Annotated in this window: 7 protein-coding genes; 3 read left to right on the top strand and 4 right to left on the bottom strand. The window is 38.7% G+C overall.

Going from position 1 to position 15,579, the window contains the following annotated elements; all coding sequences use genetic code 11:
* Window positions 1-6 precede the first annotated feature (6 nt).
* Window positions 7-1,227, top strand: a complete 1,221-nt coding sequence (gene cbiE, locus ACFFAP_RS13195; RefSeq protein WP_375511644.1) for a precorrin-6y C5,15-methyltransferase (decarboxylating) subunit CbiE — start codon at window positions 7-9, stop codon at window positions 1,225-1,227.
* A 142-nt stretch (window positions 1,228-1,369) separates the two neighbouring features.
* On the opposite strand, the gene ACFFAP_RS13190 is transcribed toward cbiE, so the two are convergent.
* Both ACFFAP_RS13190 and ACFFAP_RS13185 read right to left on the bottom strand, forming a co-directional pair.
* Entirely contained in the window at window positions 1,370-1,738 is a 369-nt protein-coding gene (locus tag ACFFAP_RS13190) for a hypothetical protein (RefSeq protein ID WP_375511643.1), read from the bottom strand.
* Window positions 1,739-1,759: 21 nt separating this feature from the next.
* The gene (locus ACFFAP_RS13185; protein ID WP_375511642.1) at window positions 1,760-3,859 is read right to left on the bottom strand and encodes a UvrD-helicase domain-containing protein; all 2,100 of its coding nucleotides are present in this window, start codon (window positions 3,857-3,859) and stop codon (window positions 1,760-1,762) included.
* A 41-nt stretch (window positions 3,860-3,900) separates the two neighbouring features.
* Between ACFFAP_RS13185 and ACFFAP_RS13180 the strand changes: the two genes are divergently transcribed.
* The gene (locus tag ACFFAP_RS13180) at window positions 3,901-4,872 is read left to right on the top strand and encodes a radical SAM protein (protein WP_375511641.1); all 972 of its coding nucleotides are present in this window, start codon (window positions 3,901-3,903) and stop codon (window positions 4,870-4,872) included.
* 227 nt (window positions 4,873-5,099) lie between these two features.
* Here the strand turns inward: ACFFAP_RS13180 and ACFFAP_RS13175 are convergent, their stop codons facing one another.
* Window positions 5,100-10,775, bottom strand: a complete 5,676-nt coding sequence (locus tag ACFFAP_RS13175) for an alpha-2-macroglobulin (RefSeq protein ID WP_375511640.1) — start codon at window positions 10,773-10,775, stop codon at window positions 5,100-5,102.
* A 525-nt stretch (window positions 10,776-11,300) separates the two neighbouring features.
* On the opposite strand from ACFFAP_RS13175, the gene pbpC reads away from it, so the two are divergent.
* A complete protein-coding gene (pbpC, locus tag ACFFAP_RS13170) occupies window positions 11,301-13,658 on the top strand; it encodes a penicillin-binding protein 1C (protein WP_375511639.1) in 2,358 nt (785 codons plus the stop codon).
* Window positions 13,659-13,982: 324 nt separating this feature from the next.
* Here pbpC and ACFFAP_RS13165 read toward each other — a convergent pair whose 3' ends face one another.
* The gene (locus tag ACFFAP_RS13165) at window positions 13,983-15,569 is read right to left on the bottom strand and encodes a sensor histidine kinase (RefSeq protein ID WP_375511654.1); all 1,587 of its coding nucleotides are present in this window, start codon (window positions 15,567-15,569) and stop codon (window positions 13,983-13,985) included.
* Window positions 15,570-15,579: the final 10 nt, after the last annotated feature.

Here is a 15,579-nt window from a genome sequence, read left to right as displayed (position 1 = left end):
ATTAGCATGACAGAGAAATGGCTTTCTATCGTCGGCATTGGGGAAGATGGGTTACAGGGGTTAAGCGCGATCGCTCTTTCCCTAATTGCTCAAGCTAAAGTAATTGTGGGAGGCGATCGCCATTTAGCAATGCTCCCTACAAATGAACAACGTGAGAAACTAGTCTGGACATCTCCCATTAGCACTTCAGTTGAGGAAATCATCCAGCGTCGCGGCCAGTTAATTTGCGTACTTGCAAGTGGCGATCCTATGTGTTACGGCATTGGTGTTACCCTGATGCGGCGAATTCCCATTTCAGAAATAACGATTATCCCCGCACCTTCAGCCTTCAGCCTCGCCTGCGCCAGAGTTGGATGGTCTTTAACTGAGGTAGAAACCTTGAGTTTGAATGGTCGTCCATCCTCCCTACTCCAGTCTTACATTTATCCAAAAGCGCGGCTGTTGATTTTGAGTGAAGGAAAAGACACGCCTGCCATTGTTGCTCAAATTTTGACAAATCGCGGCTATGGTGGCAGTAAAATCACCGTGTTGGAGCGTATGGGCGGCACTCATGAAAGAATTGTGGAAGGTACGGCTGCATCCTGGAGTGACATTGAAGTTGCTGCTTTGAATGCGATCGCAGTTCATTGTATTGCTGATGTTGGGGTTATCCCATTACCAAGATTACCAGGACTACCAGATAACGCCTACCATCACGATGGACAGTTAACGAAGCGTGAAGTTAGGGCAATTACCCTAGCAGCTTTGGCTCCCACACCGGGAGAATTATTGTGGGATGTGGGCGCGGGTTGCGGTTCAATTTCTATCGAATGGATGCGAAGCCATGCTCGGTGTCGGGCGATCGCGATCGAACAAAATTCTTCTAGACTACTTTACATTGCTGATAATGCCGCTACTCTCGGTACTCCAAATCTGCAAATCATTGAAGGTAAAGCGCCCCATGCCCTCAAAGATTTGCCTACACCAGATGCGATTTTTATTGGTGGTGGAGTAACAGCAACGGGACTTTTTGATGTTTGCTGGGAAGCACTGCGATCGGGTGGACGTTTGGTGGCAAATGTGGTGACGGTAGAGGGCGAGCAAACTTTATTTCAATGGCATGAACGAGTCGGTGGTGATTTAACTCGTATTGCCATTCAACGGGCGGAACCTATTGGTAAATTTTTGGGCTGGCGAGGAATGGCGGGTGTAACGCAATGGGTAGTTGTGAAGTCTGAAATTAAGTGAGCGTCTTTGTCGAAGTGCGATGCCTACGGCGGGCTACGCCTACGCACTTGTAAAATTTGGGTTTGGGGTGTATTGGGGTGCGATCGCTAATCAAAGATTTTTTGCTGTCACGCACTAAGACTTAACTATTTAAAGTAAATCATCATTCATCAGATATATTGTCAATATCTTCTAACTCTGGTTTATTCCAAAATTCAGAATATCGATTTTTGGTTTCTTGATCCCAAAAGATTAATCTATCTTTATCAAATGTGCCAATTATTTCTTTGTAAACATTGGTAATTTTTTCTGAAAGAGCAATAATCAATATACTTGATGTACGAGTCAAAATTGTGTAAACAATCTCTTCTACTTCATTCTTATCCTCGATACTCGTCCTGACAGACCATAAAACACATTCCTTTTCTAAGCCCTTTATTCTCAGAATTGTGTCAGTCTCAGAATTAATGTTCAGGTTTTTCAGAGCATAACAAAGTTTAGAATCTTTTTCTAAGATAGTAATTTGTTTCAAGCCATAAGCTTCTCTGTAATTTTAAAATATCTCCTTGATTTTTTTGCTGATTGCATCCAGAGTAGTTGCAAATACTACAATTGGTCTAGCTCCAAGTGGAGAATTTTTGTATGGTGTAATTTCATTTGGAGATATATCTTTATTTTGATTTCTATGCTTGTATATGATTCGCTTTGATAGTTCTCTAATACATTCGCTAATTCTATAAGGTAGCCTATATGAACTCTCTAAACGAAAGATTTCTCGTCTTGACATATCAGCTTGTTTAGGAATAGAGGCAGCTAGTCCAAGGCGTACAGCCTGAGCAAAATCTCCAGCAATTACTAAATTATCTGGTTTCTGTAGCAAATGATAAAAAATTTCAAAGTCTGCTTCTGTACAATCTTGAAATTTATCAACAAATATATGTGTAAATCCTCCTTGTTTTTGGTTTGCTCTTAATTGATCTAAAAATTTAAGTCTGATTCTTGTAAATTCATGAATATTATATTTTTCTAAAAGATTGTAATAGCTTTCTAGACAATTCCAAACTATTTCTCTTTTTCTACTGTATTTCACTAAGCGCGGTTTTATACCTTGACCTGTCCTGATACCGCCGAGATAAGTTTCTTTTGTTCTATAGTCAAGTCCGTAAAATATTCTATGAAATTCATCTAAGAGAAAATCTGGTTTAAGTACATCTTCATCTGCTTCCTTCAGATTATTATCAGTATTTTTAACTTTACTGATAATATTAAGCATCATCCTTGTTTGAAACTCTTCATAAGGGTTTTTTCCTAATATTTTTCCTAATCGAGTAGGAAGTACATCAAAGTGCATTAATTGAATATTAGGTTGATTAAGGGGTAAAAACTCAAATTTACTTGTCTCTTGGGGTTCCCCTTGATTACAGCTATCAACTATTCTTTTACACCTATTAGAATCAAGAATTTCTTGTAACCAATCGCCTAGCTGTTCTATCAACTCCTTATTGAATGTAGTTAAAAGTATCCTCAATGAGGGATCATATTCATTTTGTTCTACTAAGTTTTTTATTCTCTCAGTAATTACAATACTTTTACCACTTCCAGCACAACCAGTTATTATAGTTGGTCTATCAGAGTGTCTAGCTGCCTTTTTTTGAGCATCACTCAACTCAATTTCTCTTCGTTGCTTGGTTGGTGGACTATATATATCTATACTTTGAATACTTTGTCTATTATCAAGTATATCAATCAGCGTCATTTGCTGTATAATCTCTCTTTTGAAAACCTTTCCTAGAAAACTATGATCATTCCACTGAGATTGACCAGTTAATCCATGAATATCAAGCTCTCTTCTATATTGCTCTCTACGCTGGCTAACAACACTCATCACACCATCAAACAAATTAGTTTTTAAGTGATTTTCCTCAACTTTGTATCCACAATTTTTAATTTTTGCTGATAGCTCTTCTAAATATTTTCTCTTGCATGGCTGATTTGATGTTAGTAAAATGAGGGTCTTTGGATCATACATCTGAATTAATTCAATAAAATCATTGGCAATAGCCTCTTGATTTTCAGTGCTGTCAAATAAATAACTTGCACATATCCAAGATGTTTTATTATCCGAAGTTTCAGAATTATTCCAAGAATTAATTTTATATTCCCAACTAATATCTGAGCATTCGCTATAGTGACTTAGAAACTGCTCCCAAAGTAGTTGATGATACTGAAGCATAAATGGACTATTATCTATATTGATAATCTTCAATTTCTGAGTGGGAATGTTTAATGATTTCATTCCTGCATAAATCACGCCCACCGCCCACTGTATAGCCCCAGTTCCTGCTCCTAAATCAAAAATTTCAATCTGTTCCTCTGTAGTTTCACAAAAAACTTTTACGAGATAGTTCAGGAAGGTATTTATTCTGCGTCCGTGATACCATAGGGAGTAAACAAAACCCACTGAAGGCCGGTCGTAACATAAATCTTTTCCTTCGGTCAAAGCATACTTTTCTTGATTAGCTTCTTGTATATCAAAAATAAAATTACTGCGACTATTTTTATCTTTTTCTAAATAAGCATCAGCCGTTTGAGCAATAATTTCATCTAGATGATTTTGCTGTTTAGAGATCCAGTTTAAGAGGTCTTGTTGCATATAATTAATTAAACTTCGTAAGAATTGGATAAAACGAGCTTATGAAAAAGCAATCAACTGGAGATGGAGAACAACTTTCGTTGTTTTCTTTGCAAGAATTCAGCATTAATACTGATGGTAATTTAACTGAATCTTCTTTAAGCGAAGCAGAACGTCTAAGTACAAATGACTTACAACCCTCAAATATTGGTGCTGCTAAAGTTGAGTATGTCAACAGTAAGAGTCTACTAAACACTCCAGGTGGCTTTATTGGCTTGTATAAGTTTACTCTAAATCAATATAGTGGGTGTAGCTTTGGCTGTGATTATTGCTACGCACGTTTTTTTGCTCCAACTTTTGATCAGCAAAACACCTGGGGTGATTGGGTCAAAGTTAAAGAAAACGCTGTTGACTTACTGCGCCGTGCGCGTCGTGCAAGATCAGTACAAAGGCGACTTGAGGAAGGTGACACAATCTATATGTCTAGCGTCACCGATCCATATCAGCCTATAGAATATAAAATAGGTTTAACTAGAAAAATTCTTGAAGAACTTGTGGAAGTTCAGCCTCGTATTACTATTCAAACACGCAGCCCAATTGCTTTACGAGACATTGATTTATTTCAGAAGTTCAAACACATCCGCATTAACTTAACTATTACTACTGACTGTGAAGATGTTCGCTCTCGTTATGAGCCTCACTGCCCTGCAATTGAGGTACGTCTTAAAGCTGCTCAAAAACTTGTAGAAGCTGGTGTTTCTATCGGTATCTCAATTAGCCCTATGCTACCAATTAAAGATCCTAAAACGTTTGGTCGGCGCATAGCTGATCTAAATGCTGCGGAGTACGTCACACAGTTTTTTAAACCTACTCGTTCTCGCTTTAGTGCTGGCAGTTCTCCAGAGTCTCTCAGGAAAATGAGGGAAGATAACTGGACGGAGGAAAAGTACAAAGAGGTGAGAAAAACTCTAATTGATATTCTGGGTTCAGAATACCCACTACTTGAGGGTAATGAAGGCTATGCTCCTGTATAGAAATTAAAATTGGAGATTAATTTCTAGGGAAATATTGCTAACTCAGTTTCTGGGTCAAAAAAGTGAATCTTCTCTGGAGTTAGTCTTTAAAGGAAACTAAATTGCTCAAGAATTTGTTCCACCTCATCGGCCAGTTAAGCGTTCCACCCTAGCCAAGATTTTAAAGCAGGCTCGTATAGACTTGGAAAGATTTTTAGATTTGTTGTAGCCAAAGATGGCATAAATAATTACTTCCCATCCTCCAGTATTAATGTAGATTCAGCAGTACGCCCAAATTCTTCTGGTGCATATTGCAAGTGAACTTCTGCACCAGGCCAAGAAAATGTACCAGGAGTAACAGAACGGACTAAGTAATGCAGACTATAAACTCCTGGTTCTAGGTGATCGGCGTAGGCGATAATGCGATCACGGTAGATATTTCTAAACCCAAGTTCCCAGTTATCGGCTTTTGCTTGTAATGCAGCTGTAGTAGTTTGAAAACTTGCATCCACCGCCTCAAAACCTGATGGTAGCGGATCTTTAATCACCACATGATCCACAGGATGATCGGCAATGATTTCTAAACCAATATCAAACACTTGTCCACAGCCTAAAGTCAAGGGTTTATCGAAAGCGTAAATACCTGTTTTTTGTAAAACTTTCTCTTGATTTACTTGACTAATTTCCCGTGTTACCCGTAAACCGTTAAATCTGCCTGGTTGATTTCCCTGCAAGCGATAATTATAAGCAACCAGATAGTGTAAAGTGCCATTACCTGATTTTTGTAACGTTAAATCATTACGCCCACGAGGTAATTGATTCATCGGTACATTTAGCTGTAAACTAGGATTTTTATAGCCTTCAAAGCGATTTTCTCCTAACTTATTACCAGCTAATTGTACTGTGGCAACAAAATTAGGTGGTGTGGGTTGCAGTTGACTATAATCTACCAAGGCTGTTAAGGCTTGGGCATTATTATAGTTAGTTTGCCATCTGCCATCCCGTCGCAATGCCAGAAGACTTTGGAATAACTTATCTATAACTTCGGGTTTACTTTGTTTGGCAATAAACAAGCGTAAAGCTTGCGCTTGCGTCGTGGTAGATGAACTCATCCATCCCCAACTGCTGGGTAAACTCACAACTGCTGTGCGACCAGTTTCATATATACTCTGTTGCAGCTTGTTTACTAATTGTTGAGATTCATCTTGCCATTCTGGGAATTGAGATAAGTATCGCGCTAATTTAATTTGAGTTACTAAATCAAAGTTATTGCGCTGTTCATAAATATCTGCGAGGAAAGTATTGCGTTTTTCACCCAGTTCTGATATAGCAATTAAAGCATTAAGTTGCAGTTGCCTTTTACAGAGTAGCTGTTTGCAAAAATCGTATTCTCCAGGATTCGCTAGAACTTTTTGCAGATAAGTTTTAAGGCGAGACACCATTGCAGAATCAACTAAATTAGGGAACACCTGACTAGCTTTAGCCAAAGATTCACCCGCGTAAGAAGAAACCCAAGGGTCAGATTTTTCTTGTCCGGGGAAAGCAGCAAAACCACCATCTGCTATTTGGAGTTTTTGTAATTTTTCAATGGCTTGATTTGCCTGTTGGCTAGGATCAAATTCTGCAAATGTCTGACCATATTTTTGTTTAAGATTTTGCAGATTAGCAGCAATTATTAATTGACTTGCAGCAGGTTCTGTAAACGGTAAATCATCATCTTCTAAAACCTGCTTTGCTGGTACTTGAATCTCCGGTATCAAAGTACTCGCCAACTGAATATCTAAACCTCCCGCATCAGGGAAGATATTTTTATCAACATTCAGAGGAATATTCACCTGTTTTTCAGTGACACCAGTTTCAACAACTTGTTCTGTAATTTCAATTGGCTTAATTTCCAAAGGAACTTCAAAAGCATCTGCGGCTGTACCATTTAGCTGAGTAGTAAAGCGAACTTTACCAACTCCCACACTATCCGCCACCATTGGAAAGCGATAAGCATGAGTTGCAGATTCAGCTTTGGTTTGCAAAGCAGTAGCTGTGGGGTTTTTCTCAGCAAACTTCACCGTACCGCTAAGTTCGCCATTAATTGAGAGATTTCCAGTATTCCCAGTGTTGTTAGTTACAGATAAACCAGCGAGGATGCGATCGCCTGGACGGGCAAATTGTGGCAAGATGGCATTAGTTAGCAGTGGCTTAGTGGTGATAAACGTCGCGTCCCCATTCCCGAAACGCAGATTTCCATCAGTGGCCACAGCCATCACCCGCCATGTAGTTAAGTCATCCGGGAGTTTAAAGGTTATCTGTGCATTACCATTTGCATCGGTGAGAACAGAACCGTTGTAGTAAGCTAAGGCTTGAAAATCTGTGCGAGTACGAGTATTGGCTGCACCAGTTGAAAAACCACCGCCATAACCCCAACCTTTAGGTTTAGCTACATCTTGTGGTTGTAAAATTACATCTGGTCGATTATCGCTAAAGCGGGTAGAAATCGGCTGTTCTGCATAAACTGTATCCACCAAATCTGGCGAACGATAACCAGAAAGTTGTAACACCGCTTCATTTACCACCATAACTGTAAATTGTCCTTTGGTGGGATTGCCTTGATTATCCTTCAGTTCCAGTTGTACCGTTTCCTCTGCACCAGGTTCTAATGATGCTTGAACTGGCTTAACTTGCAGTTTTAAATACTTATCTTCTAAGTTAACTTTAAAAGGTGTAAAACCAATCTTCACCAAGTTATCTAAACTTCCTGCTTCCACTTGGTTGATGGGTTTACCTTGTCTGACTAAGACAGCTTCAATGGCTGCATTTGGCAGCATTTCTGGCGTGACTTTAAACTGAATTTGTGGTGCGCTTCCCTGAGTTTTGGTAATTTGCTGATAAAGGGGTTTGTCTTTAATTACAGCAAAGTACAATTCTGCATCTGGATAGGGAGATTGAATTAGTACAGTAGCGGTTTCCCCAGGTTTAAACTCTTTTTTATCTAGCTGAATTTCTAAGACATCTTTTTCTTTATAACCCCAAAATACAGGATTTTCTCCAGTTGCCCAAAATTGTAAATCTGTCGCACTTAATTCGCCTTTAGCATCACTAAAATTAACTCTAATCCGGTATGAACCAGATTCCGGCGCTGTCAAATTTACCAATTGCGGATTGCTTGCAGATGTAATTTCTGTTTGTCCTACTGTTTTATATTCAACTTGATTTTTTGGAGTTCGGCTACCTTCCACCAACTGTGTGACGCTGCTGTATTTAATCTGTTGTAATTCCAGGCGTACTCGTTGGCCTGTAATCGCTTTTCCTGTAGGGTCAGTAACAATCACTTCAATGGGAAAAGCCTTACCAGCATCAGCAATGAAATTACTTTTTAACCCGATAAGGCGATTACTTGGTAAGGCTGTAAAAGTTTTGGAATTCGCTACAGATAAATTAGAAACATCTGCAACTTGCACATCTACCTGATAAGTCATCGGATATTGTAAATCATTAGTCACATTCACAGTTTGACTAGTTTTACCATTACCATCTAATTGGGCATTAGTTTGTAAGACATCACTAGATATAGTAGGAGTTTCCTCTGGCCATAACCATTGCCTTCCAAAAGTAAATTCCTCCCAACCTTTAGGAACAAAATTAGTCTGTTGGCGAGTAATAAAGTATTTTGCTTCGCCACCTTCTACAGGCGCACCAAATAAATAATTACTTGTAGCATTAATATTAACTTTCTCCTCAATGAGAGCAAATTCTTTATCTAAGTTGAGTTCGACTTTAAAATTGGGTGGCTTAAACTCAGCTACCCGAAATTCTCCAGAAATTTCTTGCCCATTCTTCCCCTTACCCTGGATTGTATAATAGCCTAAGCGCTGAGTAGTCTTGATGGGCAGTTCTAAAGAAAATGTACCAAATTCATTTGTCGTTTGCTTACCTAAATTAGTCTTTTGCCCATCAGGATTTACCAAAGTTAATTGGTAAACAGCATTTTTATCTTGTTGGATTGCCCCATTTTGTAAAAAGTCAGCAAAACCAGTTAACCAAGCTTTTTCTCCTGGTTGATACAACTGTCTATCTGAGAAAATTACCCCGCGTGATTCAGGTTTACCATTTTGCCAATCTGCATCAATACCATAGCCATAAACGCCGCTATATTCTTCAACTCTAGCAAATGCCCAATCTTGATTTTCCCGGGCAATTACTAATAATTGTGGTGATTTACTATAACTTTCATTCCCAGAATAACATTGCTGTAATCCTTCACGAATAATTGTAAAAGTTCCATTTTCATCAGTTTTACCCGTTGCACAAGGTACAGGTTCGGGACGAGATTTAGCCTGTAACTTTGATTGATAAATTTCCACAGCAGCCGCTTGAACTGGTGAACCATCTGTAAGATGATTGACGCGAATTAAGCCTGACTCAGGAAACCACTGAGTAAATACGCCCAAATTCGTCAATTCAACCAAGCCATAAGTTGTAGGTTCTCGCCACAGTTCTTTTCCATTCTCCTGATATTTATTAGTGCGGGCTTGCACTCCATAAGCTAACATCCCCGTAGCTGCACTGATTTTTTCCCGCAGAGGAACAGCAACGTCAACTGATTGATTTTTCTTACCCGATACCTTAAAGCTTTGCCATTCAGAAGGTTGTGGCAATAAATCATTACTATTATTAAAATAAACTAAATCTGTTGGTTTAACTACTCGATAAGCTGCTTTGTATTTAGATTCGGGAAGATTTGCCGTACTAATATTTAGCTGTAAATCCTTACCTGTGGGGAAAATATTCAAATCTGATGGTACCCAGATATCCCCAGCTAAATCTCCAGTATCATATTTAAGTGTGACAGGTTTACCCAAAGTTTGTCCAAACTTATCTTTGAGGTTTCCGCCGATAGTAATTGTATAAATCTTGGCAGGTTCTAACGCATAAGGATTGATGCCGACAATTTTATCTTCATCGTTTATTTGTATGATTCTCGAAATATCTTTGGGTGGCGGATTGATTTTAATATTTTCTTTAGCTGAATCTGCCACTAAGACGTTATTAAATTCTAGCTGAGGACTGCCTTTAAGAAATCTTCCAAAAGTTCCACCTGCATCTGGCTGTCCGTAAAAGTTAATTTTTTTAAATGCTAAAGGCGAATAAGTTGCTAATTTACTGGCAAATTCTTTTTCTGTAGGGAGATTGCCATAAGCAGGACGTATTCCTGGAGAAAATACTAGGCGATAAGGGGTTGCTTTTTCGATATTGTGCTGGGGGATGAGGTTATAAATCCAACTGCGTGCTGAAGGGTCAAATTTTTCTAAAGGTTCTTCATCTTTTAATGGTTTTTCTTCTTTGTTTAATTCAACTTTAAAACCTGTACCTTTATTTTTACCTTCGGGAATTAACTGTAAATGTTCTTGTACAGAAGCTAAATCCAATTCTACATTTGAAGTAAACTGTAATTTCTGTTGTAAATCAATTGGTTCGATATCAGCCTTCTCAATTGAATTGACACCGGGTAAATTAGTCAGATTGATAGATTCGGTGTTGAAAGTCCAAGGTAAATCTTTGTCTAAGCGATGATTTTTTAAATCGGCTAAACCTGCTTTGAGAGTGACTTGAAATCTTGTCGCTATTGGCAAGGCTTTCTCAGCTTGAAAACCTACCATACGCGGTGTCAAAAAGCGAAATTGACCGGGTAAAGGCGGCCAAAGAGAAAATTTTTCTAATATTTTCTGTTGTTCTGGACTGTCTAGGCTTTCAATTGGGATTAAAGCTTCTTTAAAACGGATGCGGATTTGGTTAAGAGGTTTTGCATCTCCAATGGGACTAATTTGTTCAATCCAGTCTGGTAATTTTGGTAGTGTGAGTGGAGATACTGCTGGGAGTTGTTCTTTATTTGAGTTGATACCAAAAAAATTACACCCTGCCATTCCTAGCATAAATGTAAAGAGAAGAAGATACCGTATTTTTCTCTTCTGGCTCGAAGAATGACTAATTTTTTTTAACGAGCCGCCAAGGACGCCTTCGCGCAGCGTCTCGTTGGCGCAGCCTCTCGTAGAGAAGAGAAGGAAGAAATAAAGAATTTTATGGTGGAAACTGAGTAAAATTCTGATAATCATATTTTTAGTAATTCAAAATAAAAATTCACAAATTATAGCGAATAAAAGTTTGTATTCCCTTATGGAGTTGGCAATGCCAAGACTAATAAGGGAAAGCTGATGACTATTTTTTACTCAAATATTGGATATAACTTATGTTTATTTACATAGATAACCAATACCATGTGATTGTTCCGCAAAATCAATACAATTCTTAACTATGAAGAAGTATTTAAGTTTTGCAAATATTAATTTATATATCCTAAGTTATGACAAATTAATTGTTAAGGATTTGACATATTTCCTGATTTAGATGTAATCGCTACGTCAAAATTAAAGTAAGTTTTCTTGGGCAAGGATTCCCTGATGAAACTAATTTCACGATCGCTACTCAAAATTAAGCACACTAATAAGGTTATCTTAGCTGTGCTGGTAATCTGTCTGGTTGTACGCCTACTACCTTATTTTGCACCCATTCATACCGCAGATATTGCCCAAAATCAGTTGGCAATGCAATTTAGCGATCGCAATGGTTTACCATTAGGAACATTGCTCACCCGTGACCAAGAGCATACATCAGTAGTACCACTAAATCAGGTTTCGCCCCAGTTTACCCATGCCATTTTAGCCGCCGAAGATGGCAGCTTTTACCATCACGGGGCGTTGGATATGAAAGCTATTATCCGCGCCAGCAAAGAAGCCATCTACGCGAAACGAATTGTTTCCGGCGCTTCCACAATTACTATGCAGTTAGCGCGGATGTTAGATCCAGTGCCCCGCAGCTTCTCTGGTAAACTCAGTGAGATTTGGCTATCTTGGCGGTTAGCAGCAGGGATGAATAAAGATGAAATTCTCTCTGCATATATCAATCGGCTACCGATGGCAGGGAATATATATGGTGTGGAAGCAGCCGCGCGGACTTATTTTTCCATCCCAGCTAGTGAGTTGAATCTTGCCCAAGCTAGTTTGTTGGCTGCTATTCCTAATAATCCCACATACTTTAACCCTTATGAGCATTGGGAACGGCTGAAGCAGCGACAAAAATACGTCCTCAATCGTATGGTACAGGATGAGTATATAAGTGGGGCGATCGCAGCCCGAACATCTGCTGAAAAGGTTGTGTTTCAATCTCGCCAACGGGGAATTATCGCCGCACCACACTTTTTGTTTTGGTTAGCCAATCAAATCCTCCCGAGCAAGCCTTACAAAGCGGAGAATCAAGCCCCCCTTTTTAAAGAGGGTTGGGGGGATAAATCCGTTATTCGCACGACTATAAATCGCCCTTTACAGCAGTTTGTCGAAGCACAGGTGCAGCAGGTAATTTCTTCTCTCGCCGTCAACAATGTCCATGATGCAGCTGCGTTAGTAATTGACAACCACACTGGCGAAGTTTTGGCTTATGTCGGTTCCCCTGATTACTTTAATGAAGCCAAACTGGGACGCAATGATGGAGTGCAAGCGCTACGTCAACCAGGATCTACTCTCAAGCCTTTTGTGTATGAATTAGCTTTAGAAAAAAGTTTAATTCGTCCAAATACCATTTTGGCAGATGTACCCGCTCATTATGCCATTCCCGGCGCGAAACTTTATAGCCCCACCGATTACACCGAAAGCTTTCTTGGCCCAGTACGGGTACGAATCGCTTTAGCAAATTCTCTAAATGTACCCGCAGTCAGGGTTTTAGAAAAAGTAGGCGTAGAAACTTTCTTAGAACGTCTGCATCAATTGGGCTTTGAACACCTCAATCAAACTCCAGAACATTACGGTTTAGGGTTAACTCTCGGTAGTGGCGAAGTCAGTTTATGGGAATTAGCTAGAGCTTACGTTACTATGGCACAACTCGGAGAAGCTACGCCGCTAGTAAGCACATTTTCTGATTCCCCAATCCCAAATCCCAAATCTAAAATCCAAAATTCGACGACAATATGGCAATTAATCACCAACATACTTAGTGACAACCATGCTCGTGCAACAGCATTTGGTGTAGACTCAGTGTTAAATTTACCTTTCCCCGTTGCTGTTAAAACTGGCACTTCTTCCAATTTTCGGGATACTTGGACAGTTGGCTTCACCACAGATTACACTGTCGCTACTTGGGTAGGCAATTTCAACGGTGAACCGATGCATCACGTTTCCGGTGTTACCGGGGCTGCGCCCTTGTGGAATCGAATTATGTTACACCTGCACGAACATCAAGAACCAGCAGGTTTTCCACCTCCAGAAGGTTTAGTGCAATTACCTGTTTGTGCAATTTCGGGGTTACGACCAACACCAGATTGTACCTCAGTCGTGCAGGAATATTTCTATCCAGAAGATAAAATTGCCTACGAAGGTGACAATCAATTCAATTTACCACCAGAGTATGATGAGTGGTTGGCAAAACAACAGCAATCGAGTCTTGTTTCTACCAATTTGAGAATTTTATCTCCGCATAATGGCGATTTCTTTTTACTGTATCCAGGTGAAGAAGCGAAGCAAAAACTCGAATTTAAGTTAGCGGGAAATAAATCTGCGCCTGTTGAATGGTGGCTGAATGGGGAAAAGCTAAATACAAACTCAGCTAATTCTTTCTTTTGGAATTTGCGTCCTGGGAAATGGACTTTGGAAGCAAGAAGCAAGGAGATGGCCGACAAGGTAAGTTTTCAGGTGGAATTAGCTAGCATTAAACCTACGCGTCGAGGATTTTCTATTAGTAATTCTCAGGTAAAGGGGAATCGTCCATAATTAAATAGCAAGGGAATGCAGTGCTAAAGGGAATTGATTAAAAAAGGCAGGGATTACCTGCCTAGTTCCGTTAAACAGTTTGATGAGTAAACTATTGCAGATCATATTGACAAAGCCATTGCAAGATTATGTCAAAGGTGTGACTACAAATAATATAGCGGTTCTCAGTTGAGTAAGTACTTAACCTCACCCCCAACCCCCTACCCAGAAGCGAAGAGCTTGCTCTTATGTACCTTATTTGATTAGGAAAAGCTAGCTATATCAGTATTTAACCGAACCTGATATCAATAGGGTTTAGTTAAGCTGCACAGTGTATATATTTGCTTACCGCATCTGCTTAATCGGAATCTCAATCAAAAACTCTGTACCCTTACCAGGTGCAGAAATACACTCGATTTTTCCCTTGTGCTTATCTACTATAATCTGGTAACTAATAGATAATCCTAAGCCTGTGCCTTTACCTATAGGTTTAGTAGTAAAGAAAGGATCAAACAATTTAGCCTTAACTTCCTCTGGTATTCCTGGCCCATTATCTTTAATACTAATAATCACACACTCTTCATTCTTAACTTGAGTCTGGACAATAATAGAGCTAAGGTGTTTTTTAGCCTCTTTTTTTAAACACTCTTCTTCCCATTCATATAAAGCATCAATAGCGTTACTTAAAATATTCATAAATACCTGATTCAGTCCTCCTGCATAACATTCAACAAGAGGCAAATCACCATAATATTTGATTATTGCAATTTCCTGCTGTTTATGCTTTGCTTTGAGACGATACTGTAAAATTAATAGAGTGCTATCAATTCCTTCATGAATATCAACAGGTTTCATTTCTGCTTCATCAAGACGCGAGAAGTTCCGCAAAGTTAGCACAATCTCACGAATGCGGTCAGTACCAACTGCCATTGAAGATAATACTTTCGGCAGATCATCAATAATAAACTCTAAATCTATCTCATCAAGAAAACTATTTAGTTCTGGGTTGTAATTAAAAATTTGTTGCTGATACAGCTTAATTAAACTTAGTAAGTCCTGACTATATTCTCTAACATGCATCAGGTTACCATAAATGAAATTAACTGGATTATTAATTTCATGAGCAACACCAGCAACTAGCTGACCTAATGAGGACATTTTTTCAGTTTGAATAAGTTGTACTTGAGCGTGTTGCAATTCTTGCAGTGTCTGTTGTAGTTGATTATTTTTTTCTTTTAATTTTGCCGTTCTCTCTGCAACTTGCATTTCTAACCTATAATTCGTTTCTTCTAAGGCGGCTTGAGCAATTTTTTTAGCTTTTAAGTATTTTTGTAATAAATGCAATACTAAAAGCCATGCCGGAATCAACATTGCTAAACTTATAATATATTCTAAAATTGCCCAAAATATTCTTTTGTAATAATCATCAGCTTTCTGCTGTAACTGAAGTGAAATATTACGCTTTATTTTAGCAACACCATCAGCATAAATTTGTTTGTAATTTTCATATTCGCGGTTAGAAAGTAGTAGTTGTGCTATCTCTTTTTGATTATTTTTAACTAATTCCAAAGATTGATATTCAATAGCAACTAAGCGCTGATTAGCAGCATCAACTTTTTTAGCATCCTCATTTTCATATACTTTAGGAGCCAGTTGAATAGATTCTTTAATAGCTAGATCAAGTTTAGGTTCAAATTGGCGATACCGTTTTTCCCAAATAATTTTTCCTGTAGCAGCATTCATGCCTGCTGACATCGTTAATACTTCATCAAGATAAGTAATTTCATCGCTTAGTATTTGGAGTTTAAATTCATTTTTAGTAATACTATTAAAGTTGTAATATGCTTGCCAATTGAGGCAGATTTGAGGAATAAACAAAACTAATGTCAGCAGTAAAGTTAAAGTTACGATTTGAGAAGGAACAAATCTCAGTTTATTAGGT

This window comes from uncultured Nostoc sp. (assembly GCF_964245575.1).
In the GTDB taxonomy this organism is placed as follows: Bacteria; Cyanobacteriota; Cyanobacteriia; order Cyanobacteriales; family Nostocaceae; genus Nostoc.
This window is presented reverse-complemented; position numbering and strand designations above follow the sequence as displayed.